This window comes from Mycobacterium sp. SMC-2 (assembly GCF_025263485.1).
Classification (GTDB): Bacteria; Actinomycetota; Actinomycetes; order Mycobacteriales; family Mycobacteriaceae; genus Mycobacterium.
Genome location: NZ_CP079863.1, coordinates 3,979,924 through 4,004,775 on the forward strand (window position 1 = coordinate 3,979,924; position 24,852 = coordinate 4,004,775).

Below are 24,852 nucleotides of genomic sequence, written 5' to 3' on the forward strand. Positions count from 1 at the left end.
GGCCGCCCAATCAGGTGGCCGCACCTACGATGGCCCCGTGGCCGAACCCGGGACGGTAGACCCCTTGGACAGCGCATTGCTGGACGGCCGTTACCTGGTGCAGGCCAAGATCGCCAGCGGCGGCACGTCGACGGTGTACCGAGGGCTCGACACGCGGCTCGACCGCCCGGTAGCGGTGAAGGTGATGGATTCCCGGTACGCCGGCGACGACCAGTTCCTGACCCGGTTCCAGCGCGAGGCCCGCACGGTCGCACGGCTCAAGGACCCGGGGCTGGTAGCGGTGTACGACCAGGGCCTGGACGCCCGGCACCCCTTCTTGGTGATGGAGCTGATCGAGGGTGGCACGCTGCGCGAGCTGCTGGCCGAGCGCGGGCCGATGCCGCCCTATGCCGTGGCCGCGGTGCTGCACCCGGTGCTGGGCGGGCTCGCAGCGGCGCACCGCGCCGGTCTGGTCCACCGCGACGTCAAACCCGAGAACGTGCTGATCTCCGACGAGGGTGACGTCAAGATCGCCGATTTCGGCTTGGTCCGTGCCGTGGCGGCGGCGGGAATCACCTCCACCAGCGTCATTTTGGGAACCGCGGCCTACCTGTCGCCCGAGCAGGTGCGCGACGGCGACGCCAGTCCCCGCAGCGATGTGTACTCCGCCGGGATCCTCACCTACGAATTGCTGACCGGGCGCACCCCGTTCACCGGCGACTCGCCGTTGGCGCTCGCCTACCAACGACTGGACACCGATGTGCCACCGCCCAGTGCGGCGATCGATGGTGTGCCCCCACAGTTCGACGAGTTCGTGCGGCGCGCGACCGCGCGCGACCCCGCCGCACGGTACGCCGACGCGATCGAGATGGGCGCCGAACTCGACGCGATCGCCGAAGAGCTTGCGCTGCCGCACTTTCGGGTTCCCGCGCCGCGCAACTCCGCGCAGCACCGGTCGGCGGCCCTACAGCACAGCCGCATGAACCAGCGCCACCCCACCCGCCAGTTGACCCGCGGTCCCGAGGACTGGCAGGAGCCGCGGCGCCCGCCGCAGTCCGACGACGAACCCGACGACTACGAATACCAGCCCGTGACAGGGGAATTCGCGGGCATTCCGATCAGCGAATTCGCGTTCGCCCGCCAGCGCGGCCGGCGCATGGTGCTGATCTGGGTGGCGCTGGTGCTGGCGCTCACCGGGATGGTCGCCACGGCGGCGTGGACGATCGGGGCTAACCTGAACGGGCTGCTCTGACTGTTCTGCCGCGAGCGTCCGCAAATGCACAGCCGTACCGGCGTGTCGCGGTACAAACACGGGCGCTCGGCCCAGCCTGCCTAGTCGCGCAGCATCTCGGCGACCAGGAACGCCAGCTCCAGCGACTGCTGGGTGTTCAGCCGCGGGTCGCACGCCGTCTCGTACCGCCCCGCCAGGTCCAGGTCCGAAATGTCTTGCGCCCCACCGAGACATTCCGTGACGTCCTCGCCGGTGATCTCGACGTGGATGCCACCCGGGTGGGTGCCCAGCGCGCGGTGCACCTCGAAGAAGCCCTGTACCTCGTCGACGACGCGGTCGAAATGCCGGGTCTTGTACCCGTTGGACGACTCGTGGGTGTTGCCGTGCATGGGGTCGCACTGCCAAATCACCTGGTGGCCGGTGGCCTGGACCTTCTCCACGATGGGCGGCAGCAGATCGCGCACTTTGTTGTTGCCCATCCGGCTCACCAGTGTCAACCGGCCGGGCCTGTTGTGCGGGTCGAGCCGTTCCACGTATTCGACGGCCAGTTCCGGGGTCATCGTGGGCCCCAACTTCACGCCGATCGGGTTGGCGATCACCTCCGCGAACGCGATGTGCGCGCCGTCGAGCTGGCGGGTGCGCTCGCCGATCCAGACGGTGTGCGCCGACAGGTCGTAGAGCTGCGGCTCCCCGCCTTCGACGTCGGACAGGCGCAGCATGGCCCGCTCGTAGTCGAGCACCAAAGCCTCGTGGCTGGCGTAGATCTCGGCGGTTTGCAGGTTGCGGTCGGCCACGCCGCAGGCGCTCATGAACCGCAGAGCCCGGTCGATTTCGGTGGCCAACGCCTCGTACCGCGCTCCGGCCGGCGACGTCCGGACGAATTCCCGGTTCCAGTCGTGGACCAGGTGCAGTGACGCCAGCCCCGAGGACGTCAGCGCCCGCACCAGGTTCATCGCCGCACTGGCGTTGGCGTAGGCGCGCACCAGCCGCGACGGGTCGTGCTCACGCGCGGCGGCATCCGGGGCGAAGCCGTTGATCATGTCGCCGCGGTAGGACCGCAACCCCAGCGCGTCGATGTCGGCCGACCGCGGCTTGGCGTACTGGCCGGCGATGCGGGCCACCTTGACCACCGGCATGCTGGCGCCGTAGGTCAGCACCACGGCCATCTGCAGCAGGGCGCGGATATTGCCCCGGATGTGGGGCTCGGTGTTGTCGGTGAACGTCTCGGCGCAGTCGCCGCCCTGCAGCAGGAACGCCTCGCCCTTGGCGACCTGGGCCAGCTGCTCCTGCAGCCGGAGGATCTCCGAGGGCACCGTCACCGGCGGCACGCTCTCGAGGACCGTGCGCATCGCCGCCGCCTCGTCGGCCGGCCAGCTGGGTTGCTGAGCGGCCGGCTTGGCCAGCGCGGCGTCCAGCCGTACCCGCAGATCGTTCGGCAGCGGGGGCAGCGGCGGCAGCTGGTCGATCGGGATGTCGACGGTCCAGTTCATCGGTCCATGGTAACCGGGCCGCGACGGTGACTGATCAGGGCGAACGCCGTCCGGGCGGGCTCAGTCCGGGGCTTCCCCTTCGGATCGCCCCCGGGGGGCATCCGCGTGCGCCGCGGTGATCAGCCGGAATCTCCGCAGCTGGTCGCGGGCGTCGACCAGCGCGTCGTGGGCGTCGCGCGAGCGCGGCGGCATCGGCGGGCACCCCCGGTCCTCCCACAATTGCCGCAGGTCCCGGGTGAAGCGGGGCAACGCCCGCGGCAACTCGGGCATCGTGCCCCACAGCTGGCACAAGACCACGTGGTCGTAGGCACCGACCCACGCCCACAATTCGATCGGCTCGTCGCCGTCGACGCCGAAGAACTCCTCCAGGTCCGTGCGGATCTGGCTGCGTGAGCGCCACAGCTGCGACGCCGGGGGAGGCAACTTGGGCAGCACGTTGGCGCGCACCCAGCCACCGGCGCGCTCCGGATCGAATTCCGTGGACACGGCGTAATACTCCCGGCCATCCTCGGCCACCACGCCGATCGATATCAACTCGATGGTGCGGCCGTCCTCGATGAATTCAGTGTCGTAGAAGTACCGCACCGCCGCAGCTTATCGGCTGATCAGGATCGGCCCCGTGGGCGGCGGCGCGGGGTGCACCTCGTGGTCGAGTTGGGCGTCGACGGTGCGTTCATCGGGCAACCGGGGCGTGCCGGCGATCGCACACTGCAGGTAGAGCTTGGCCCGCACGACCGGGCGGCGCAGCGTCCGTTCCCGTTGCAGCGCGCGCCGCATCTTCTCCGGTTGGGTGGTGTATCGCCAGCGGGCCCACGGCGCGTGCGGGCGGGACAGCCGGATCGCACCGATCACCAGCAGGACGACGATGAACATGCCGAGCAAACCGGTCCACACCTTGCCCTTGAGCACCACCACCACGGCCAGCGGCAGCGTCAGCACCAAAGCGCCGGCAACCGCGGCCCGCAGCGGCCACGAATCGGCGCCTTCCCAGATCGGCAGGAAGAACATCAGCGGATGCAGGCCCATGATCAACAACCCGGCCACTCCCACCGCGGCGAACACGGCGTCCACCGACGTGCGCCCGTCCTCTTCCCAGTAGACGTCGGACAGGTGCAGGATCAATGCATACTCGTCGAGCACCAGGGCGGCGCCGACCCCGAAAAGGATTGCGCTAAAGGTGAATTCGGGCTCATGGCCATTGACCGACAGGGTGACCAACGTCAGCCCGGAGAGCAACACCAACACCACGCCGAACGTCACGTGGTGGATATGGACCCCGCCGACATGGACGTTGCGGGGGTGCCACCATCTGGCCGGGCTGCCGGCCTCGGATCGGTGGCGGATGAAGCGCACGAACGTTCGCGTGACGAAGAACGTCAGGATGAACGCCACCAGGCAGCACAGCAGGGGCAACCGGCCACGGTCGAGGATGTCGTGCGCGAACCAGTGCGTCACCCGCGGCACGAACCAGTGGAGCACCCTAGAAAAGCTACGCCTGCGGGCGTCGACCCGGCGGGAGCCGCGCTGGGCCACCTGCCACGTCCGAACACCGATTACGCTGTTGTGCGACATGAGTAGATGGCGGGCGCCCGGCGTGGGCTTCTCAAGCAAACGTGGGCCCGGGCAGGCCCTGTTGTGGTGCGGGCTGTGGCTGCTGGCGGCGGCGGGCCTGGGCTACGTTTCCTGGCAACTGTTCGGGCACACGCCCTATCGCATCGACATCGACGTGTATCAGATGGGTGCGCAAGCCTGGATGCAGGGGCATTCGCTGTACCACGGGAACGTGTTGTTCCACACACCGATCGGGCTCAATCTGCCATTCACCTATCCCCCGCTGGCCGCGATCGTGTTCTGCCCGTTCGCCTGGCTGCACATGCCGGCCGCCAGCGTCGCGATCACGGTGTTGACCCTGGTGCTGCTGATTGTGTCGACGGTGATCGCGCTGACCCGCCTCGACGTCTGGGCCGCCTCGACGGCGCTGCCCGGCCCGGCGTGGCTGCGCCGCTGCTGGCTGGCCATCATCATCACCGTGGCGGCGACGGTGTGGCTGGAACCGATCACCTCGAACTTCGCCTTCGGCCAGATCAACGTCGTGCTGATGACCCTGGTGATCGCCGACTGCCTGCCGCGCCGCACACCGTGGCCGCGGGGCCTGCTGCTGGGCCTGGGCATAGCGCTCAAACTGACGCCGGCGGTGTTCCTGCTTTACTTCCTGCTGCGTCGTGACAACCGCGCGGCACTGACCGCGCTGGCGTCGTTCGTGGTGGCCACGGCGCTCGGTTTCGTTCTGGCATGGAGCGATTCGTGGGAGTACTGGACGCACACGCTGCAGCACACCGATCGCATCGGCGAGGCGGCGTTGAACACCGATCAAAACATCGCCGGGGCGCTGGCCCGGCTCGGGCTGGGCGAGCAGCAGCGCTTCCTGTTGTGGGTGGCGGCCTCGCTGGTCGTGCTCGCGCTCACCGTATGGGCGATGCGCAGGGTGCTGCGGGCCGACGAGCCCGCGCTGGCGGTGGTGTGCGTGGCACTGTTCGGGTTGGTGGTGTCGCCGGTCTCGTGGTCGCACCACTGGGTGTGGGGGTTGCCGACGGTCGTGGTGCTCGCCGTGCTGGCCTGGCGGCGCCGCAACGCGGCGCTGGCCGTGGTCGGCGTTGCGGGGGTGGCGCTGATGCGATGGTCGACGATCGACCTGCTGCCCAAGCATCACGAGGCGACGGCGGTCTGGTGGCGCCAGCTCGCCGGGATGTCCTACGTGTGGTGGGCGCTGGCGGTCCTCGTCGCATCCGGGCTGACGGTCACCGCCCGCAAGCCCGCGACGGATTCCGCGCCGCGGCAATTGACGCCGGTGACAACGGTCGGCTAGTCGCTCAACCGACGGCGGTCTCGGGGATCCGTGCGGCCTGGCCGTTGGATTCCTGACCGGCCGAGCCGTTGTGGTTTTCCTTGATGCTGGCGGCGTAGATGTCCACGTACTCCTGGCCGGAGAGCCCCATCAGCTCGTAGATCACCTCGTCGGTGACGGCCCGCTCGATGAAGCGGTTGCCGGCCAGCCCTTCGAAGCGGGAAAAGTCCATCGGCTCGCCGAAGCGCACGGTGACCCGCCCGAAGCGCAGCATGTTCGTGCCGGGCGGGTTGACGACGTTGGTGCCGATCATGGCCACCGGGATCACCGGCACCCCGGTGTGCAGCGCCAGGCGCGCCAGGCCGGTCTTGCCCTTGTACAGCCGGCCGTCCGGCGAACGGGTGCCTTCGGGGTACATGCCCAGCAACTTGCCCGCCGATAGCAGCCTTTCGGCTGTGTTCAGCGCGGCCTGCGCGCTGTCGGCATCGGTCCGGTCGATCGGCACCTGGCCCACCGCGGTGAAAAACCAGCGCTGAAACCAGCCCTTCAAGCCGGTTCCGGTGAAGTACTCGGCTTTCGCCAGGAAGGTGATCCGGCGACGCACCACCAACGGCAGATAGAAGCTGTCCATCACCGCCAGGTGGTTACTGGCCAAGATCGCCGGGCCGGAACTCGGAATGTGTTCCAGGCCTTCGACTTTTGGCCGACCGAGCAAGTACAGCAACGGGCCGAGGAGTACGTACTTGAATAGCCAGTACCACATGGCCCTCCCTCTCGCCCGCCCGCCGGTGTTCTGCGCCAACTGTACCCATCGCATGGGGAAGGGACCACCTTCGGGCGCAGCCCGGTCACTCCTCGACGGTGACCGGGATGTGCTGATACCGCGTCCTGGTCGCGGCGTCTGAAGCCTCCGTCTCGGTGGCACCATCGCCGGGCGGACCGTCGGGTGGCGGTTTCGCCGCGCCGTTGATGTCGTCGAGCATGGCGCGGATCACCTCGAGCAGGGCGATGCTGTGGTCGGCGATCACGGTGATCAGCGGGTGCTGATCGCCGGTCGCCAACGCGGCGAGCGCGCACACCGGACACCACACCTGCTGACACTTGCCGGTTCCGACGCCCCGGCCGGCCGTCAGCGCGGCCGCCGTCCGCATCGCCGGGTCGATTCCGTCCAGGATGGCCTGGGCAAGCCTGCGCAGCTCCGGACCGATCTCGGGATGAGCCCCACTCACTTAGGCCACACCTCCGGGTCTGGTCGAAATCGGACTGTCAACTCGCTACCCCGCAGGTGCGCGTCCAGCACGGTGCACCGCCGGAGTACGGAGGCCAACCGAACCCTGCGCCGCAATCCGCCCGCGCTGATGATCAGGTCGTCGTCGACGCGCCCCAGGTTCAGCCCCGAGGGATCGAGTTGCGGTAACGCTAGCCGCATTCGGTAAATGGAACCAAGTCCTGTTCCGGATTCCAGGTCCACCGTCGGCCGCAACGGTCCCGGCGGGGCGGCCCCGCCACGTCGGCGGGCACTGTCGAGCAATGCGCCCAGCGCCTTGGCGCCGATCGGCTCCCCGGACAGGTGCGGAGTCATCACCAGGGCAACCTCACCAATGGTGGCGTCGAGTTCCTCGAGAACACCACGTTGTTCGGAAATGCGTTCGGCGTACCAGTAAAACGCGGGGTGCTCCGGCAGGTTGCGGTATTCGTAAGACTCGTCTTCGGCCAGAACCTGATTGACGATCAGTTCCTCGACGCGCACACCCATCAGGGCCAGCGAACCCAGCGTCCGGGCGGCTTCGGCCGCGACCACCCGCTCGGGAGTCAACACCAAATGCGCGCTGACCAAATCGCCGTCGGTCAGCAGCGCGCTGAGCCCCTCCACGCTGGCGCTGATGCGCTCCAGGAGTTCCACCACCGCCGCCGACCGGGTGTCGTCGGCGCCGACGGACAGCCGGCGATGACGCGGCCATGCGCGCTCGACGTAGAGCCCGAAGGTGGCCGGCAGGGTCAACATCCGCAGCGCGTCGGCCGTCGAGGCGCAGTCGACGACGATGCGATCCCAACTTCCGGAGGCGGCCAGCTCACCGACGGCGTGCAGCCCGAGGACTTCCTGAACACCCGGCAGTGCCGAAAGCTCCTCCGGCGCAATGGTACTGAGCTCCGAATCTCCAAACCGCCGATCCAGCGTGTCGACCACGTCGCGCCAGCGGGCCTCGAGCAGGGACAACGTGTCCAACGCCAGCGCGTCGAGAAAACCGCCGCCGGCCTGCTCGTCGTCCGCCAGCACCCGAACCAGCTCGGCCCGACTCGGCGGGACGGGAACCCCGAACACGTCGCCGAGCGAGTGCGCCTGGTCGGTGGACACCACCAGCACCCGCTGTCCCGCGCTCGCGGCGCCGACCGCCGTGGCGCAGGCCAGCGTGGATTTTCCTACCCCGCCCTTGCCGACGAAGAGACTGATCCGGGCCGGGGTGGACGCCCGCACTTCGCGCGACCCACTCAGCCCTCGACTCGTTTCTTCAGATCCTTCAACGCGGTGTCGGTCAACCGGCGCTCGGCCTTGCGCTTGAGCAAACCGATCATGGGGATGGCCAGGTCGACCGAGAGCTCGTAGGTCACCTCGGTGCCAGATCCCTTGGGCACCAACCGATATGTGCCTTCCAGGGAACGCAGCAGCGAGCTGGAGACAAGCGACCAGCTGACCGATTGCCGGTCCTTGGGCCACTGGTAGGACATGACCAGCGTGTCCTTGAGCACGGCGGCGTCGAGCACCACCCGCGCGACTTTCGGGTAGCCGTCGGCGTCCGTCTCCTGGACCTCGGCTTCCCGGTATTCCGAGATCCACTGCGGGTAGGAATCGATGTCCGCGATGACGTCCATCACCGTGCCCGGGTCGGCCTCGATGTAGATGGTTTGCGACGTCTTCTCCGCCACCTGGTACTGCCCTCTCTCCCGCAAGCGGTCGACGCCGCCGGCGGGGAAACTACCGTGCGGGTCCGACCCCCGGGCCTTCGGTCCCGAACGTACTCTCCCCGCAAACCTGACCCGGCTAAACTACCGGAGAAACTCCGACCGGGCGTGAACGTTCCAGTGTCGTCTTGACCTCGAAGGCCATTTTCTTGCCCGCCACCCGACGGCGGTGTGTCATCTTCGCCAGATTGAGCTTGGCCAACTGCCAGGCCGCCACGCCGCTCGGCTCGGCGTGCAGGAAGTAGTGCAGCACGACCCCGTCCAAAGACGGTTCCAGCCAGATCTCCATGGTGCCGGTCAACGCGCCGGTGACCGTCCACCGGATGCCCTTGTCGGCCCGATCCTCGACGACCTCCAACCGCAGGTCCGGCCACCAGCGACGCCAGCACGACCGGTCGGCGACCGCGGCACCGACCCGCGCTCCGTCGGCGGCAACAAACGTCTCGTCCGCGATCTGGATACTGTTCACCATCTCAGCTTCACACACCGATCCGGGTCGCCGCGCCCAGGCCGGACACAGTGCCACCGTTCCTGCACGAATGCGCGGATTAGGCTGGACGACAATAAGCCGGCTCCCGCAACGGGAGCCCAAGCCAAAACGAGGTCAGTAAGAGTGCGTGAGTACAGTGTCCCCGCCCGCTTCTCCGTCGGCGAGCACGACAACATCGCGGCCATGGTCTTCCAGCACGAGCAGTCAGACCCGGGCTTCGTCATCTTCCGGCGTCAGGTTGACGGCGTCTGGACCGACGTCACCTGCGCGGAGGTAGCCGACCAGGTTCGCTCCGCGGCGCTGGGCCTGATCGGGCTCGGGGTGCAGGCCGGTGACCGGGTGTCCATCTTCTCGGCGACCCGCTACGAGTGGGCGATCATCGACCTCGCGATCCTGTCCGTCGGGGCGGTCACCGTGCCGATATACGAGACGTCGTCGGCCGAGCAGGTGCGCTGGGTGCTGCAGGACTCCGAGGCGGTGTTGGCGTTCGCCGAGACCGACGCGCACGCCGCGATAATCACCGAACTCACCGCCGAGCTGCCCGCGCTGCGCCGCGTGCTGCACATCGACGGCTCGGGCCCGAAGGCGCTCGATCAGCTCGCCGAGGCCGGCGCGTCGGTCGAGCCCGCCGAGATCACCGCCCGCCAGGAGGCGCTGCGCGCCGACGACCCGGCGACGCTGATCTACACCTCGGGCACCACCGGGCGGCCCAAGGGCTGCCAACTCACCCACTCCAACCTGCTCTACGAGTCCCGGGGCGCCAAGGAGTGCCTGCCCACCCTGCTGGACGAGGGGCAGCGGCTGCTGGTTTTCCTGCCGCTGGCCCACGTGCTGGCACGCTCGCTGACGCTCTCGGCGTTCGCCAACAAAGTGACCGTCGGGTTCACCAGCGACATCAGGAACCTGCTGCCGATGTTCGCCGTGTTCAAGCCGACGGTGGTGGTGTCGGTGCCGCGGGTGTTCGAGAAGGTCTACAACACCGCCGAGCAGAACGCGGTCAACGACGGCAAGGGGCGGATCTTCGCCGCCGCCGTGCAAACCGCGGTCGACTGGAGCCAGGCGCAGGACGGCGGGCGACCCGGGCTGGTGCTGCGCGCCAAGCATGCGTTGTTCGACCGGCTGGTCTATCACAAGTTGCGCGCCGCCCTCGGCGGTGAATGCCACGCGTCCGTCTCGGGTGGCGCCCCGCTGGGCGCGCGGCTGGGCCACTTCTACCGGGGTGTGGGCCTGACCATCCACGAGGGTTACGGCCTGACGGAGACCAGCTCGGCCATCACGGTCAATCAGGTCGGCAACGTGCGGATCGGGACGGTCGGAACGTTGTTGCCGGGCAACAGCATCCGCGTCGCCGAGGACGGCGAGCTGCTGGTGCGCGGCGGCGTGGTGTTCAACGGCTACTGGCGCAACGAGCAGGCCACCAACGATGCTTTCACCGACGGCTGGTTCAAGACGGGCGATCTCGGCACGCTCGACGAGGACGGCTTTTTGAAGATCACCGGCCGCAAGAAGGAGATCATCGTCACCGCCGGCGGCAAGAACGTCGCCCCAGCCGTGCTCGAAGACCAGCTGCGGGCGCACGCGCTGATCAGCCAGGCCATGGTGGTCGGCGACGCCAAGCCGTTCATCGGCGCGCTGATCACCATCGACCCCGAGGCGTTTGTCGCCTGGAAGGAACGCAACCACAAGGCGGCCGGCGCTTCGGTGGCCGATCTGGCCAACGACCCGGACCTGGTCGCCGAGGTGGACGCGGCCGTCAAGCAGGCCAACCAGGCGGTGTCGCACGCCGAGTCCATCCGCAAGTTCCGCATCCTGCCGGTCGACTTCACCGAAGACACCGGTGAGCTGACACCGACGATGAAGGTCAAGCGCAACGTGGTGGCCGAGAAGTTCGCCTCCGACATCGACTGGATCTACGAACAGGAGTAGCGGCCCCGCGCCTCAGCCGCCCGCATCGTCACCGCGCAGAAGATCGGCCAGCCGAGCCGCGAGTGTGTCCCACCGCCACTGGGCCGTCACCCACTCGCGTCCGGCCGCGCCCATGGCGGCGGCCCGCTCCCGGTCGTTGAGCAGCTCCGCGACGGCCCCAACGACCGCGGTCAGCGAGCGTCCATCGACCACGAGCCCAGTCTTGTTGTGCTGCACGGCTTCTGGGGCGCCGCCGGAGTCGCCGGCGATCACCGGCTTGCCGGTCGCGGATGCCTCCAGGAAGACGATGCCCAGGCCCTCGACGTCCAGACCGCCGCCACGGGTGCGACACGGCATCGCGAAGACGTCGGCCAGCGCATGGTGTGCGGGCAGTTCGGCGGACGGCACCCCCCCGGTGAACGTCACATGCTCGGCCACCCCGCATTGGCGGGCCAGCCTGCGCAGCGATTCCAGGTAGGGGCCGCCGCCGACGATGACCAGGGCGGCGCCGTCGACGCGTTGCCGGATCGACGGCAGCGCCTTGATCAGCGTGTCCTGGCCCTTGCGCGGGACCAGTCGGGACACGCACACGACCGTGGGCCGCTCACCCAGCCGATAGCGCTCACGCAGGGCGGCGCCGGCCGCCGGGTCGGGGTGGAATCGGTCGGTGTTGACCCCGGGCGGCAGGTATTCCAGCGAGGCGTTGGGCCCGAAGGCCGACGCGAACCGATCGCGGGTGTAGCGGCTGACGAACGTCACGACGTCGGTGGTGTCACCGATGCGGCGCAGCACCGACCGCGCGACCGGAAGCATCGACCAGCCCACTTCGTGGCCGTGCGTGCTGGCCACCACCCGGGCCGCCCCGGCCTGGCGGGCGCGCTGCGCCAGCAGCGCCAGCGGCGCCGCCGCGCCGAACCAGACGGTGTCGATGTCGTTGTCGGCGATCAGCCGGCGCATCCGGGCGTCCACCGCCGGCCCGGGCAGCATCAGGGTGCCTGGGTGCCGGACCACGCGATAGCCGGCCGCCTGCGCCGCGTCGTCGAAGGCGGCGGCGCCCTTCCATTGCGGCGCGTACACCGTCACCGAATGCGCCCCGGCATCAACGAGCCGACCGACGAAGTCACTTAGGTACGATTGGATGCCGCCCCGTCGGGGCGGAAAGTCGTTGGTTACCAGCAGGACCCGACTCACTGCGCCAGGCTAGCCTGGCTGCGGACACGGTCCGTGCGGGGCATCGGTCAGCCCGAGTGGGTCAGCCAGTCGTGCCAATGCACGAGCAGGCCCGGCGTGTCTGTGGCCAGGACGTCGGGGACGGCGGCGGCCACGTCGGTGTGCCCGACCCCGCAGACGGCCAGATACAGGTCATGCAGCTTGGCCGTCCCGTAGGTGTCCGCGACGAACCGCGCGAACCACCACGCGCGGTCGTAGGCCAGCGAGCGCTGCGTCCCGGACACGTCCAGGTCGGCGTCCGAGGGCAGCGTCAGCGGTACCGGCAGCGCGTCGGCGGGCACCGGAGTGCGTGGCCGGGCGACGAAGTCGGCCACGCCCTCGGTCAGCCACCTGGGCGCGTCCGGGGCGGTGTCCGCGCGTGCGGCGTAGTGAAAAAGCTCGTGCGCCAACACGATTCGTAGCGCCCCCTCGGTCATGTTGGCCGCGCCGGGCGCGAAGACGATCCGCTCACCGACGGCCGTCCGGTGCGCCGGATCGACACGGTCGACCACCGTGACGGCCGCGATGTCGGCCCACTGCGCCGCCGGTCCCCCGCCGGCGGCCGCGCGGAACTCCTCGTCGGTGTGGGCCGCGACCACCAAGATGTCGCGCGACCAGTGCACGCCCCAGAACGCCTCGACCGCGTTGATCGCGGCGCCGATGCCGGACGCCACCCGTAACAGCAAGCGGTCGCCGGCCGGACCGCCGAGTCCGGTCAGCCGCACGGTGCGGCCACCGACGACCAGTGACTTCGTCGCGGCGCTGACTTGGCTGCGCGCGGGGGTGACCAGCTGGGCGGGCCGGATCCCGCTACCGCGTCCGGCTTGCAGCGGCACGGCCGCCGCGACGACGAGTTCGGCGACGAACACCCAGGCCAGCAGCATGATGAGCCGCCGGCGCCGCGGGCCGGGGCCTCTAGTAGCGGCGGGCGTCGTGGATCGGGCCTGCGGCATTCATCGGCACCACGCGCACCGGCTGGCCGTAGGTGGAGGAATGGATCACCATGCCGTCACCTACGTAGATGCCGCTATGTGACGCGTCGGAATAAAAGGTGATCACGTCGCCGGGCTGCAGGTCCGACACCGCCACCGGTTGGCCGCCTTGGGCCTGCGCCTGGCTGGAGTGTGGCAGCGAGATACCGGCCTGCTGGAAGGCCCACATCACCAGGCCGGAGCAGTCGAACCCGCCGGGCGCGGCGCCACCCCAGACATACGGCGAACCGACCTGGGTCAACGCCGCCTGCACGACGGTTGCGCGGTCACCGCCGCCGAACCCGCCACCGAAGGGCCCGGGCATTCCGCCGGGAGGCGGAACCGCACCGGGCGCCTGTCCCGCGAGCGGCGGCGCGGCCTCCGGCGCGGGCGCGCCGGGCGCCGGCGCAGCGGCCGGCACGGGGCCGGGATCGGCCAGCGCGGTGCGCTGCTCGGGCGTCAGGGAAACGTACTGCGACTTGACGACGGCTATCTGCACCTGCAGCTGACTTTGCTTGGATTGCAGGCTGGCGCGCACCGCGGCGGCCTGCTCGGCCGCGCTCTTGGCGTCGGCGGCGGCCTTGGCGGACTCCCGCTCGGCCTTGGCGGCCTGCTCGCCGGCGATCCGGAAGTTCTTCATCTGGTCGGACATCTGCGTCGCCATTTGCCGCTGCATGGCCAACTTGTCGATCAGTCCCTGCGGCGACCCCGCCGTCAACATGGCCGTCATGCCGTCGACGCGGCCGCCCATGTAGGTGGCGGCCGCGAGTTTGTTGACGGCGCTCTGGAACGACGCCAATCGGGCCCTGGCCGCATCGACGGCGGCCTGGGCGTCGCTGTGCTTCTTGTCCGCCGCCCGCTGGGCCGCCAATTTGTCGTTGAGGTTGAGCTGCGCGCTGTGCATCGCCTCGGTGGTCTGCTCGGCCTGGCGGGACAACTCGTTGAGCTTCGCCAGCGCGTCATCGGCAGGGTCGGCCGAAACGTTCGCGGCAAGGACACCGGATAACACCGTGAGGCCCGCTAGCGTCCCGATGGCAAATCGTGTGCACACACGCGCAAACGGGTATCTAGAGTCAAGCCTCAAGATTTTGCTTCCTTAAACGGCCATCGACGATCATGCGCCGTCGAGCTGGTTTAGGTCTCAAACAGGTTACGAAACGATATCGGCGTTTGTCCAAAGCGGGCGGTTAAGAAATTGGAAAGATTTCTGTCATTATCATGTGAGTAATACCGACCGTCTCGTAAACCTTTGGCACGCAAAGCATCTTAAGCCACGCCAGAATCGCGTTCGCGGCGGATAGGCACCAACCGCAATCGTGGTGCCAGGCCCACATCGGCAAGCACGGCCAATGCGGCGCATTCGTCCTCCAACAAAGTCTCGGGGACCCCGAGTAACACGCTCACTACGCAATCGCGGCACCCGGCGCCGCGGACCGCGCAGTCGTCGCAGTCGATCACCACCGGCGCCCCCGCTTCCGGCACCGTCGCGCCGTAGCTGTCGGGCCCACTGTTTGGTGCCATCAGGATCGGTCCTCTCGGTCAGGCTCTGGCGAACGTCAGGTCGGACTCTCCGAACGGTAACCGCAGCCACCGACAACCGGCCGGCGCCGCATTTCGGCTGGCGACAGGCTCGCCCGGTCCGGCGTGGGAAGCCGCGCGGGTGTCGGTGGTCACGCTTAACCTCGCGCCCATGGGTGCCGGTGGTGCGACTCAGCTCAGTTTCGCCGAATTGGGGCCGTCCTTGGCCGCCGCCGACGTCTCGCTGCGCGAAACGACCTTCGTGGTCGTGGACCTGGAAACTACCGGTGGGCGGACGAAAAGTACGGGGGGAAACCCGCCCGACGCCATCACCGAGATTGGGGCGGTCAAGGTCCGCGGCGGCGTCGTGCTCGGCGAGTTCGCCACGCTCGTCGACCCGCAGCGCAGCATCCCGCCACAGATCGTGCAGCTGACCGGCATCACCACGGCGATGGTGTCCGACGCGCCGACCATCGACGCGGTGCTGCCGATGTTCCTCGAGTTCGCTGGCTTGGACCACGGGGCAGTGCTGGTCGCCCACAACGCCGGGTTCGACGTCGGATTCCTGCGCGCCGCGGCGCAGCGCTGCGAAATCGCCTGGCCCCGGCCACAGGTGCTGTGCACGGTGCGGCTGGCCCGCCGGGTGCTCAGCCGGGAGGAAGCGCCCAGCGTGCGGCTGGCCGCCCTGGCGCGGTTGTTTGCGGTGGCCACCCAGCCCACGCACCGCGCCCTCGACGACGCCCGCGCCACCGTCGACGTGTTGCACGCACTCATCGAGCGGGTCGGCAACCAGGGGGTGCACACCTACGCCGACCTGCGCTGCTATCTGCCGGACGTCACCCCGGCCCAGCGGCGCAAGCGCGTCCTGGCCGAGGGCCTGCCCCGCCGGCCCGGGGTCTACCTGTTTCGCGGCCCCTCGGGCGAGGTGCTCTACGTCGGCACCGCCGTCGACCTGCGCCGCCGGGTCGGCCAATACTTCACCGGCGCCGACCCGCGCGGCCGGATGAAAGAGATGGTCGCCCTGGCCACCGCGGTCGACCACGTGGAGTGCGCCCACGCGCTGGAGGCCGGCGTGCGCGAGTTGCGACTGCTCGCCGCGCACGCCCCGCCCTACAACCGCCGGTCGAAGTTCCCGCACCGGTGGTGGTGGGTGGCGCTCACCGACGAGGCGTTCCCGCGGCTCGCGTTGGTGCGGGCGCCCCGCCATGACCGTGCCGTCGGCCCGTTTCGGTCGCGCGCCGACGCCGCCGACACGGCCGCCCTGCTGGCCCGCTTCACCGGCCTACGGACGTGCACCGCCCGGCTGGGCCGCTCGGTGCTGCACGGGCCGGCCTGCGGCGAGGCGGTGGTCTCGCCGTGCCCCGCGGCCCGCAACATCACGGCCACGCAGTACGCCGCGGCCGTGGCGCGCGTCGCGGCGCTGGTGGACGGCTTGGAGAACGCCGCCCTGGCGGCCGCCGTGGATCAGATCGCGGCGCTGGCCGAGCGCCACCATTTCGAGAGCGCCGCGCGCCTGCGCGACCGCACGGCCACGGCCGTCGAGATCCTGTGGCGCGGCCAGCGGTTGCGCGCCCTGACCGCCCTGCCCGAGCTGATCGCCGCCGCGCCCGACGGGGAGGGCGGCTACCACCTCGCCGTCGTCCGGCACGGCCAGCTCGCCGCGGCCGGCGCCGCCAGGCGCGGGGTTCCCCCGATGCCGGTGGTCGACGCCATTGTGGCTGGGGCACAGGCGATTTTGCCGGCCGCCGCCCCGCTGGGCGGTGCGCTGGTGGAGGAATCGGCCCTCATCGCGCGCTGGCTGTCCGGTCCGGGGGTGCGCATCGTCCGTGTCGACGACTCCCCCGACGCGGCGGGCTGGGCCTCGCCGCTGCGTTCCGCGGGGGCGTGGGCGGCGTGGGCGGCCTCGGCGCGCTCGGCGCGACTGGCATACGAACAAGCGGCCCAACGCGACTCAGACCTGCTGGCTGAACCGCACCCATCGCGCGAGCAACTGTTCGGCCGCACCGGAATCGATCGCCGCGCTGGCGCGCTGCAGCCCGTCCTCCCACGCCGGCAACCATTCAGCGCGGCTGGATAGGCCGGCGTGGGCGACGATCGCCCCGGCGGCGTTGAGCACGACGGCGTCCCGCACGGGGCCCTTGGCGCCGGCAAGCACCGCACGCACCTCCGCCGCGTTGGTTTGCGCGTCACCGCCCAGCAGATCGCCGACATCGGCTCGGGGGAAACCGAATCCGGCCGGATCGAAGGTCAGCTTGTCCACCGTCCCAGCCTGCACCCGCCAGATCGTGCTGGTGGTGGTCGTGGTCAACTCGTCGAGCCCGTCGTCCCCGTGCACCACCAGCACGCTGGACCGGCGCGCGGCGAACACCCCCGCCACCACCTCGGCCAGGTTGGCGAACGCGCAGCCGATCAAGCCGGCCCGCGGCCTAGCCGGATTGGTAAGCGGCCCAAGGAGATTGAACACCGTCGGGACGCCGATCTCGCGGCGCGCCGCGGAGGCGTGCCGGTACGACGGGTGAAACAGCGGCGCGAAGCAGAACCCGATGCCCACCTCGGTCAGGCTCCGCGCGACCTGCTCGGGTTCCTGCTCGATGCGCAGCCCGAGCGCCTCCAGCGTGTCGGCGCCGCCGGACAACGACGACGCCGCGCGGTTGCCGTGTTTGACCACCGGTACGCCCGCGGCGGCGACCACGATCGCCGCCATGGTGGACAGGTTGACGGTGTCGACGCCGTCGCCGCCGGTCCCGACGATGTCCACGGTGTCGTCCCGGATGGCGGGCATCGGGCGCGCGTGGCTGAGCATGACGTCGGCCAGCTCGCTGACCTCGCCCGACGTGGGAACCTTCATCTTCATCGCCACCGCGAAGGCGGCGATCTGGGCCGGGCTGGCGTCGCCGGTCATGATCTGTTCCATGGCCCAGCCAGCCTGGCCGCGCGCCAGGTCGCGGCCCTCGGTCAACAGGGCCAGGACCCGCGGCCACGACAGCCCCCCGGCGGAAACGCCGGGGGACAAAGCCTCGGATGACAGAGCCACGCGCCGATGGTCCCACGAGGACCGAACCTCGCCCAACAGGCTCGGAAAGGCGCCCCCTCCCGACGCGGTCGCGACGCGAAAAGATCAAATGCCGCCCCGGGTGGAGTTCAACAACTACAAAGCGTCATACTTGCGGATGTGACCAGCGCTGTAGGGACCTCAGGTACTGCAATCACGTCGCGGGTTCATTCGTTGAATCGACCCAACATGGTCAGTGTCGGCACCATCGTCTGGCTCTCCAGCGAGCTGATGTTCTTTGCCGGCCTGTTCGCGATGTACTTCACCGCGCGTGCCCAATCCGGCGGGAAGTGGCCGCCGCCGCCGACCGAACTCAACCTGTATCAGGCCGTCCCGGTGACGCTGGTGCTGATCGCGTCGTCGTTCACCTGCCAGATGGGGGTGTTCGCGGCCGAACGCGGCGACGTCTTCGGGCTGCGCCGGTGGTATGTGATCACGTTCCTGATGGGCCTGTTCTTCGTTTGCGGACAGGGCTACGAGTACTTCCATCTGGCGACGCACGGCACCACCATCCCCGGCAGCGCTTACGGCAGCGTGTTCTACCTGGCGACCGGGTTCCACGGCCTGCACGTCACGGGCGGTTTGATCGCCTTCATCTTCCTGCTGGCCCGCACCGCGATGAGCAAGTTCACCCCGGCGCAGGCCACCGCGAGCATCGTCGTCTCCTACTACTGGCATTTCGTCGACATCGTGTGGATCGCGCTGTTCACCGTGATCTATTTCATCCGCTAGTAGGCCGGCGTCTTCAAGAAGGAATGAACAGGAGTGCTGGGTTGAAGAAACTGGGGTCCACCCGATCCGGTGCGCGGTCCGGGCAGCCGCGTAAAGCCGCCAGCGATCGCTCCCGGCGGCGGTTGCGCCGCCGCTTGTCGGGCGGCCTGCTGCTGCTGATCGCGCTGACCGTCGCCGGCGGCCTGGCCGCCGTGCTGACGCCACGCCCGCAGGTGGCCGTCGCCGACGAGTCGTCCTCGGCGCTGCTGCGGACCGGCAAGCAGCTGTTCGACACATCGTGCGTGTCGTGTCACGGCGCCAACCTGCAAGGTGTGCCCGACCGCGGGCCCAGCCTCATCGGCGTCGGCGAGGAGGCCGTCTACTTCCAGGTGTCCACCGGCCGGATGCCCGCGATGACCGGCGAGGCCCAGGCGCCGCGCAAGGAGCCGATCTTCGACGAGGCGCAGGTCGACGCGCTGGGCGCGTACGTGCAGGCCAACGGCGGCGGTCCGACCACGGTGCGCAACCCGGACGGCAGCCTGGCCATGAAGTCGCTGCGCGGCGACGACCTCGGTCGCGGCGGGGACCTGTTCCGGCTGAACTGCTCCTCGTGCCACAACTTCACCGGTCGCGGTGGGGCGCTGTCGTCGGGCAAGTACGCGCCGGCCCTGGATGCGCCCAACGAGCAGCAGATCCTGGCGGCGATGCGGACCGGCCCGCAGAGCATGCCGAAGTTCTCCGACCGCCAGCTGTCCTTCGAAGCCAAGAAGGACATCATCGGCTACATCAAGGCGGTCACCGAAGAGCGCCAGCCCGGCGGCTACGGCCTCGGCGGATTCGGGCCCGCGCCCGAGGGCATGGCTGCGTGGATCATCGGGATGGTCGCCGCCATCGGTTTGGCACTGTGGATTGGGGCACGAGCATCATGAGCGAAAAGGACGTTCGCGGCTCTGACACCGGCGGGTCTGCCCAGGGTGTCGGCGAGCGGGAGCCCGACGACGCGGCGCTGGCCGCGATGTCGCAGCAGGAGCTGGTGGCGCTGGGCGGCAAGCTCGACGGCGTCAAGACGATCGTCAAGGAACCGCGCTGGCCCGTCGAGGGCACCAGAGCCGAGAAGCGCGCCGAGCGTGGCGTCGCCCTGTGGCTGTTGCTCGGCGGCGGTTTCGGCCTGGCGCTGCTGCTCGTCTTCCTGTTCTGGCCTTGGGAGTACAAGCCGAAGGCCGCACCCGGCAGCCTGCTGTACGACCTGGCCACCCCGCTGTACGGGCTGACCTTCGGGATGTCGATCCTGTCGATCGCCATCGGCACGATCCTCTACCAGAAAAGGTTTATCCCCGAAGAGATTTCGATCCAGGAGCGGCATGACGGCGCCTCCCGGGAGATCGACCGCAAGACGGTGGTGGCCAACCTGACCGACGCCCTGGACGGCTCGACGCTGCGGCGCCGCAAGGTGATCGGGTTGTCGCTGGGACTGGGCCTCGGCGCGTTCGGCCTGTCGACCCTGGTGGCGTTTGCCGGTGGTCTGATCAAGAACCCGTGGAAACCCGTGGTGCCCACCGCCAACGGGAAGAAGGCGGTGCTGTGGACGTCCGGCTGGACACCGCGGTATGAGGGCGAGACCATCTTCCTCGCCCGGGCCACCGGCTCGGCCGGCGCTTCGCCCTTCGTCAAGATGCGACCCGAAGACCTCGACGCCGGCGGCATGGAGACCGTCTTCCCCTGGCGCGAATCCGACGGTGACGGCACCACGCCGGAATCACAGGAAAAGCTCCGCGCGATCAACCAGGGTGTCCGCAACCCCGTGATGCTCATCCGGGTCCGGCCGTCCGACATGCCTCGGGTGGTCAAGCGCCAGGGCCAGGAGAGCTTCAACTACGGCGAGCTGTTCGCCTACACCAAGGTCTGCTCGCACCTGGGTTGCCCCGCTTCGCTTTTCGAGCAGCAGTCCTACCGAATCTTGTGCCCCTGTCACCAGTCGCAGTTCGACGCCCTGCACTTCGCCAAGCCGATCTTCGGCCCGGCGGCCCGCGCGCTGGCGCAACTGCCCATCACGATCGACACCAACGGGTATCTGGTTGCCAACGGTGACTTCATCGAGCCCGTCGGACCGGCATTTTGGGAGCGCACAACATCATGAGTCCAAAACTGAGTCCCCCCAAACCGCCCAAGATCGGCGAAATCCTCGCCCGCCAAGGCGAAGACATCGACACCCGCTATCACCCGTCTGCGGCGGTGCGCCGGCAGCTCAACAAGGTCTTCCCGACGCACTGGTCGTTCCTGCTGGGCGAGATCGCGATGTACAGCTTCATCGTGCTGTTGCTCACCGGTGTGTATCTCACGCTGTTCTTCGACCCGTCGATGGCCGAGGTCACCTACAACGGCGCCTACCAACCGCTGCGCGGTGTCGACATGTCCAAGGCGTTCGCCTCGACTCTCGACATCTCGTTCGAGGTGCGTGGCGGCCTGTTCGTCAGGCAGGTACACCACTGGGCCGCACTGATTTTCGCGGCCGCGATCATGGTGCACCTGGCGCGCATCTTCTTCACCGGCGCGTTCCGCCGCCCCCGGGAGACGAACTGGGTGATCGGTTCGCTGCTGCTGATCCTGGCCATGTTCGAGGGGTACTTCGGCTACTCGCTGCCCGACGACCTGTTGTCCGGCATCGGTCTGCGCGCCGCCCTGTCCTCGATCACGCTGGGAATGCCGGTGATCGGCACGTGGCTGCACTGGGCGCTGTTCGGTGGTGACTTCCCCTGCGGTGGCGTGGGCAACGAATGCGCGGCGGTGGGCGCCATCATCCCGCGCATGTACGCCCTGCACATCCTGCTGCTGCCGGGGATCATCCTGGCGCTGATCGGGCTGCACCTGGCGATGGTGTGGTTCCAGAAGCACACCCAGTTCCCCGGCCCGGGCCGTACCGAGCACAACGTCGTCGGCGTGCGGGTGATGCCGATCTTCGCGGTGAAATCCGGCGCGTTCTTCGCCGCGATCGTCGGCGTGCTCGGCCTGATGGGCGGGCTGCTGCAGATCAACCCGATCTGGAACCTGGGCCCCTACAAGCCATCCCACGTCTCGGCCGGCTCGCAGCCGGACTTCTACATGATGTGGACCGAGGGGCTGGCGCGCATCTGGCCGCCGTGGGAGTTCTACTTCTGGCACCACACCATCCCCGCCGCCGTCTGGGTGGCGCTGCTGATGGGGTTGATCTTCGTCCTGCTGATCATCTACCCCTTCCTGGAGAAGCGGTTCAGCGGCGACTACGCGCACCACAACCTGCTGCAACGGCCGCGCGATGCACCGGTGCGCACTTCCATTGGCGCGATGGCGATCTCGTTCTACATGTTGCTGACGCTGGCGGCGATGAACGACATCATCGCGTTGAAGTTCCAGATCTCTCTCAACGCGACGACGTGGATCGGCCGCATCGGCATGGTCATCCTGCCGCCGCTGGTCTACTTCATCACCTACCGGTGGTGCATCGCGCTGCAGCGCAGCGACCGCGAGGTGCTCGCGCACGGCATCGAGACCGGCATCATCAAGCGGCTGCCGCACGGCGCCTACATCGAGCTGCATCAGCCGCTCGGCCCCGTTGACGACCACGGCCACCCGATACCGCTCGAGTACCAGGGCGCGGCGCTGCCCAAGCGGATGAACAAGCTGGGCTCGGCCGGTTCGCCGGGTAGCGGCAGCTTCTTGTTCGCCGACCCGGCGTCGGAGGACGCGGCCCTGCGCGAGGCGGCACACAGCTCCGAGCAACGTGCCCTCACCGCGCTGCGCGAACACCAGGAGAGCACCGTCGGGTCAAACGGCGAGAACGGCGAGCACCACTAGCTTCGCGCTGGTTCGGTGAGGCCCGTTCCGCACTGTTGCTGGGCGGCCCGCAGGATGGAGCCGGCGGTCACGAAGGCCGGCTTCGCCTGGTCGCGTGCCTCGACGGGTAGGTCGGCCGCGCAGCGCATCACCATCAGGGCGAGCGCGCTGTGGGTCGCGTACGGGATGATCAGCAGGTTGACGCGCGCGTCGACCCCGATGATCGTCATCACGTGTTGGCGTTTGCGTTCCCATCCCGCCCAGTTCAGGTCGGGTGGCCGCTGCAGCGGTGGCCAGTTGACGTTGATGGCGTCGATGTCGCCCAGCAAGGGAGTCAGGACGGCGACCAGATCGGGCAATTCGTTGGTGATGCGGTCCGCGCGCGGCCACCACGCGCCGTCGATGGCGCGGCCGAGTTCACGAGCCACCGACAGCCGGACGGGATTGGCTCGGCGTCGGTGCGCGAACAATGCGGTCATCCGAGGACCTGGCGGTCCCGGCCAGGCACGGTCGCAGCTTCCACGGGCGGTTTCCTTCACGTCGGCGTCGTTCGCCCCGGCGATCGCGGGGCGGACGGAGGAATCGCATTGCCCGTGGATGGCGTCCGCAAGGCGCGCGGCGCACCACCGGTGACAACGAAATGGCTCGCCGTCGACGCTACGCCACCGGTGGCCCCCAGGGGCGGCCAGGGTGACCGGACGGCGCGGCTCGGCTCGGCAAACCGGCCCGACCCCGTCCGGTGCACTAGAGTGGCGAGTGCCTGACCGTGGCGCTGTCCGGGTGAGCGGAGGGCCGACACGGTGAGGATGGGCGTAATGGCAATACAGGACTGGGGCGACGCGCCAGAGGTCCACCCTTCAAAGATTCGGGTCGGTGACATCATCGGCACGCTGAGCCCCACCCAGCTGCGCTTCACCGTAAAGATGATCAGCGGGCCGCAGACAACTCCCCGGCGCTGGACGTTCTTCGGCCGCGACGACAACGGCACCCAACACACCGGCACGTTCCGCGAGGACGACTTGGTGCGCAGGTACGCCAAGGCGTCGTAGGAAGCGCCTACTGCGCGGCGACGATGCTGCGCAGCCGGCGAACGTGCAGCCACTCGATCGCCGGCATCCCCGCGGTGACGACCCCTGCGACCCCGTACGCGACCCAGGACGGGCCGTCGTGGCCCACGGCCATCAGGTAGGTTGCCGTCGCCACCGCGACCAGCGCGGCGCCCATCGCGCCGGCCAACAGCACGGTGCCGCGCAACCAGACCCGATCGACCGATTCACCCGACCACTCGGAGTCGGCCGCCTGAGCCGACGCCCTCGGTTGTCGCGCCCGTTCGGCCGCGGTGCGCGGCGCAGGGGACATCAGGCGCACCGGCGGCCGGCTGGGCGCGGTCATCCCCCGGGCGGACGGGTCGGTCTGGGCCATCCGGCGGGCCCGCAACAGCATCGGGATCGCCCCGGCGATGATCAGCGCGGACACGATGATCACGGCATACAGCACCCAAGAGGTGGTGTGCGCGCTGCTGGCTGCCCTGTGAAAGCCCCGTCCCAAGTCCGCCAGCGCGACCGCCGCGGCGACGCTCACGCCCAGCAATACCAGCCAGATGGCGGCGCACGCCCCGATCAGTATGCGGTCGACGACGTCGGGCGAAATGGGGCGGTCCCCCGCCCCTCGGCGGTACGCCGAATACCTGCTGACCATCAGCAGCTCGTCTGCGGCGCGTCGTTGTTGTTCGAGGACAGGACCGTTCCGTCGCTCGTCGTGATCGAGCAGTTCAGCCGGCTGACCCGGAAGAGGCTCGACGCCTCGACGGATCCCACGTCGGACTGTGAGATCGGCGTGACGGTCATCGACCACGGGATGTAGACGTTGTGCTGCGTGCGCCGCCGCCCCGACGCGTCGACGTAGGTCACCGAGATGATGTCGCCGGGCGCCTTGGTGCCGGTCACCGAGTAGGTGACCTGCCGCGGCCCGGTCGGTGTCGTCGTCGGCGGTGGCGCTGCGGCCGTCGAGGTGGCCGGGGGTGGCGCCGGAGCGGGCGCCGGCGCCGGCGGCGGCGGTGCAGGCGTCACCGTCACAGTCTGTGTCTCCGTTGCTGGTGGGGGTGGTGGTTCAGTCGTCGGTGGAGGCGGAGGAGGCGGCGGGGGCTCCGGCTTGGTCGTGGTGATCTCGTCCTGCATCGGCGGCGTCGACGGGACGGTGGTGGTGGTGTTGGGGTTGGCCAGCTTGGTGGTGTCGGTGCGCGCGAACAGCAGGGACACCGACACCACGAGCGCGATGGCGGCCAGGATGGCGGCGACCCCGACCACCCACGGCCAGCGCGGGGCGCCGCCTTCGTCCTCGGTGTCGGCCGACTCGTCGAAGGTGTCGTAGTCGTAGAGCCTGAGATCGGCCGGCAGGTACGGGCCGCTGACGAAATGCTCCGACTCAGGTGCCGAATAGGCCCGCGAATAGGCGTCGGTCTGGCCGGTCTGGTCGGCGCCCGGCTCGGCGTGGTCGGCGAAGGGTTCCAGTTCGGCCTCGGAACCGTGTTCTTGGGCGTCCGCGGGCTCGCCGCCGGGATGCGGTTGGTGGGGAGCCTCGTCCACGGAATCGGGTTCCTCAGCTTCCCATTCCGGGGGTTTCGGCCCGCTCATCCTCGCCTACCCTGTCCGACTGCCTCACCAGCGCGCGGGGCCCCGCG

At 69.1% G+C, this 24,852-nt stretch carries 24 protein-coding genes and 1 pseudogene; 9 read left to right on the plus strand and 16 right to left on the minus strand.

Annotated elements, in window-relative coordinates:
• Nucleotides 1–37: 37 nt before the first annotated feature.
• Complete coding sequence (locus KXD96_RS18595; RefSeq protein ID WP_260738617.1) at nt 38–1,231, plus strand: protein kinase domain-containing protein; 1,194 nt, start codon at nt 38–40, stop codon at nt 1,229–1,231.
• An 80-nt stretch (nt 1,232–1,311) separates the two neighbouring features.
• Here KXD96_RS18595 and KXD96_RS18600 read toward each other — a convergent pair whose 3' ends face one another.
• The 3 genes from KXD96_RS18600 to KXD96_RS18610 are packed head-to-tail and all read right to left on the minus strand — an operon-like array spanning nt 1,312 to nt 4,179.
• Nucleotides 1,312–2,700 carry a class II 3-deoxy-7-phosphoheptulonate synthase gene (locus KXD96_RS18600; protein WP_260738619.1) on the minus strand — a complete coding sequence of 463 codons (1,389 nt, stop codon included), beginning with the start codon at nt 2,698–2,700 and terminating at the stop codon, nt 1,312–1,314.
• A gap of 60 nt (nt 2,701–2,760) precedes the next feature.
• Nucleotides 2,761–3,285, minus strand: a complete 525-nt coding sequence (locus KXD96_RS18605; RefSeq protein WP_260738621.1) for a polyadenylate-specific 3'-exoribonuclease AS — start codon at nt 3,283–3,285, stop codon at nt 2,761–2,763.
• 9 nt (nt 3,286–3,294) lie between these two features.
• Nucleotides 3,295–4,179 carry a hypothetical protein gene (locus KXD96_RS18610; protein ID WP_396876966.1) on the minus strand — a complete coding sequence of 295 codons (885 nt, stop codon included), beginning with the start codon at nt 4,177–4,179 and terminating at the stop codon, nt 3,295–3,297.
• A 91-nt stretch (nt 4,180–4,270) separates the two neighbouring features.
• Between KXD96_RS18610 and KXD96_RS18615 the strand changes: the two genes are divergently transcribed.
• The gene (locus tag KXD96_RS18615) at nt 4,271–5,566 is read left to right on the plus strand and encodes a glycosyltransferase 87 family protein (RefSeq protein WP_260738623.1); all 1,296 of its coding nucleotides are present in this window, start codon (nt 4,271–4,273) and stop codon (nt 5,564–5,566) included.
• Nucleotides 5,567–5,570: 4 nt separating this feature from the next.
• On the opposite strand, the gene KXD96_RS18620 is transcribed toward KXD96_RS18615, so the two are convergent.
• The 5 genes from KXD96_RS18620 to KXD96_RS18640 all read right to left on the minus strand — a co-directional run bounded on the left by KXD96_RS18620 (nt 5,571) and on the right by KXD96_RS18640 (nt 8,975).
• Nucleotides 5,571–6,308: a 1-acyl-sn-glycerol-3-phosphate acyltransferase gene (locus KXD96_RS18620; protein ID WP_260738624.1), complete on the minus strand. Its 738-nt coding sequence runs from the start codon at nt 6,306–6,308 to the stop codon at nt 5,571–5,573.
• A gap of 85 nt (nt 6,309–6,393) precedes the next feature.
• Nucleotides 6,394–6,774 carry a hypothetical protein gene (locus KXD96_RS18625; protein WP_260738628.1) on the minus strand — a complete coding sequence of 127 codons (381 nt, stop codon included), beginning with the start codon at nt 6,772–6,774 and terminating at the stop codon, nt 6,394–6,396.
• Nucleotides 6,771–8,021: an ArsA family ATPase gene (locus tag KXD96_RS18630; RefSeq protein ID WP_260738630.1), complete on the minus strand. Its 1,251-nt coding sequence runs from the start codon at nt 8,019–8,021 to the stop codon at nt 6,771–6,773. Before KXD96_RS18630 ends, KXD96_RS18625 begins: the two co-directional genes overlap by 4 nt.
• 14 nt (nt 8,022–8,035) lie before the next feature.
• Complete coding sequence (locus KXD96_RS18635; RefSeq protein ID WP_260745442.1) at nt 8,036–8,470, minus strand: SRPBCC family protein; 435 nt, start codon at nt 8,468–8,470, stop codon at nt 8,036–8,038.
• A gap of 115 nt (nt 8,471–8,585) precedes the next feature.
• A complete protein-coding gene (locus tag KXD96_RS18640) occupies nt 8,586–8,975 on the minus strand; it encodes a polyketide cyclase / dehydrase and lipid transport (RefSeq protein WP_260745443.1) in 390 nt (129 codons plus the stop codon).
• Between the two features lie 144 nt (nt 8,976–9,119).
• On the opposite strand from KXD96_RS18640, the gene KXD96_RS18645 reads away from it, so the two are divergent.
• Nucleotides 9,120–10,922 carry a long-chain fatty acid--CoA ligase gene (locus KXD96_RS18645; RefSeq protein WP_260738632.1) on the plus strand — a complete coding sequence of 601 codons (1,803 nt, stop codon included), beginning with the start codon at nt 9,120–9,122 and terminating at the stop codon, nt 10,920–10,922.
• Between the two features lie 12 nt (nt 10,923–10,934).
• Here KXD96_RS18645 and pimB read toward each other — a convergent pair whose 3' ends face one another.
• From pimB to KXD96_RS18665, 4 genes are all read right to left on the minus strand, one after another.
• A complete protein-coding gene (gene pimB, locus KXD96_RS18650) occupies nt 10,935–12,092 on the minus strand; it encodes a GDP-mannose-dependent alpha-(1-6)-phosphatidylinositol monomannoside mannosyltransferase (protein WP_260738633.1) in 1,158 nt (385 codons plus the stop codon).
• Nucleotides 12,093–12,139: 47 nt separating this feature from the next.
• A complete protein-coding gene (locus tag KXD96_RS18655; protein WP_260745444.1) occupies nt 12,140–12,994 on the minus strand; it encodes a hypothetical protein in 855 nt (284 codons plus the stop codon).
• 31 nt (nt 12,995–13,025) lie between these two features.
• Nucleotides 13,026–14,165 carry a peptidoglycan hydrolase RipC gene (gene ripC, locus KXD96_RS18660; protein ID WP_260738635.1) on the minus strand — a complete coding sequence of 380 codons (1,140 nt, stop codon included), beginning with the start codon at nt 14,163–14,165 and terminating at the stop codon, nt 13,026–13,028.
• A gap of 182 nt (nt 14,166–14,347) precedes the next feature.
• Nucleotides 14,348–14,602 (minus strand): hypothetical protein, encoded by a 255-nt coding sequence (locus tag KXD96_RS18665; protein ID WP_260738636.1) that lies wholly within the window; start codon nt 14,600–14,602, stop codon nt 14,348–14,350.
• 169 nt (nt 14,603–14,771) lie between these two features.
• Between KXD96_RS18665 and KXD96_RS18670 the strand changes: the two are divergent.
• Nucleotides 14,772–16,613 (plus strand): annotated as a pseudogene (locus KXD96_RS18670) (DEDD exonuclease domain-containing protein); the annotation flags it as partial.
• On the opposite strand, the gene trpD reads toward KXD96_RS18670, so the two are convergent.
• Complete coding sequence (gene trpD / locus KXD96_RS18675; protein WP_260738638.1) at nt 16,551–17,633, minus strand: anthranilate phosphoribosyltransferase; 1,083 nt, start codon at nt 17,631–17,633, stop codon at nt 16,551–16,553. The pseudogene KXD96_RS18670 and the gene trpD sit on opposite strands and share 63 nt — an antisense overlap.
• A gap of 138 nt (nt 17,634–17,771) precedes the next feature.
• On the opposite strand from trpD, the gene KXD96_RS18680 reads away from it, so the two are divergent.
• The 4 genes from KXD96_RS18680 to KXD96_RS18695 are packed head-to-tail and all read left to right on the plus strand — an operon-like array spanning nt 17,772 to nt 22,193.
• Entirely contained in the window at nt 17,772–18,383 is a 612-nt protein-coding gene (locus KXD96_RS18680) for a heme-copper oxidase subunit III (RefSeq protein WP_055401014.1), read from the plus strand.
• Nucleotides 18,384–18,424: 41 nt separating this feature from the next.
• On the plus strand, nt 18,425–19,291 hold the full coding sequence (locus KXD96_RS18685; RefSeq protein ID WP_260738649.1) for a cytochrome c: 867 nt from the start codon (nt 18,425–18,427) through the stop codon (nt 19,289–19,291).
• Nucleotides 19,288–20,499 (plus strand): ubiquinol-cytochrome c reductase iron-sulfur subunit, encoded by a 1,212-nt coding sequence (locus KXD96_RS18690; RefSeq protein WP_260738652.1) that lies wholly within the window; start codon nt 19,288–19,290, stop codon nt 20,497–20,499. Before KXD96_RS18685 ends, KXD96_RS18690 begins: the two co-directional genes overlap by 4 nt.
• A complete protein-coding gene (locus KXD96_RS18695; protein WP_260738654.1) occupies nt 20,496–22,193 on the plus strand; it encodes a cytochrome bc complex cytochrome b subunit in 1,698 nt (565 codons plus the stop codon). Before KXD96_RS18690 ends, KXD96_RS18695 begins: the two co-directional genes overlap by 4 nt.
• On the opposite strand, the gene KXD96_RS18700 is transcribed toward KXD96_RS18695, so the two are convergent.
• Nucleotides 22,190–22,651: a DUF5994 family protein gene (locus KXD96_RS18700; RefSeq protein WP_260738657.1), complete on the minus strand. Its 462-nt coding sequence runs from the start codon at nt 22,649–22,651 to the stop codon at nt 22,190–22,192. The two genes, KXD96_RS18695 and KXD96_RS18700, sit on opposite strands and share 4 nt — an antisense overlap.
• Nucleotides 22,652–22,987: 336 nt before the next feature.
• Here KXD96_RS18700 and KXD96_RS18705 point away from each other — a divergent pair, with 336 nt between their 5' ends.
• On the plus strand, nt 22,988–23,221 hold the full coding sequence (locus KXD96_RS18705; protein ID WP_260738659.1) for a hypothetical protein: 234 nt from the start codon (nt 22,988–22,990) through the stop codon (nt 23,219–23,221).
• Nucleotides 23,222–23,228: 7 nt separating this feature from the next.
• On the opposite strand, the gene KXD96_RS18710 is transcribed toward KXD96_RS18705, so the two are convergent.
• The gene (locus KXD96_RS18710; protein WP_260738661.1) at nt 23,229–23,870 is read right to left on the minus strand and encodes a DUF2561 family protein; all 642 of its coding nucleotides are present in this window, start codon (nt 23,868–23,870) and stop codon (nt 23,229–23,231) included.
• Complete coding sequence (locus KXD96_RS18715) at nt 23,870–24,805, minus strand: MmpS family protein (RefSeq protein WP_260738663.1); 936 nt, start codon at nt 24,803–24,805, stop codon at nt 23,870–23,872. Before KXD96_RS18715 ends, KXD96_RS18710 begins: the two co-directional genes overlap by 1 nt.
• Between the last annotated feature and the right edge of the window lie 47 nt (nt 24,806–24,852).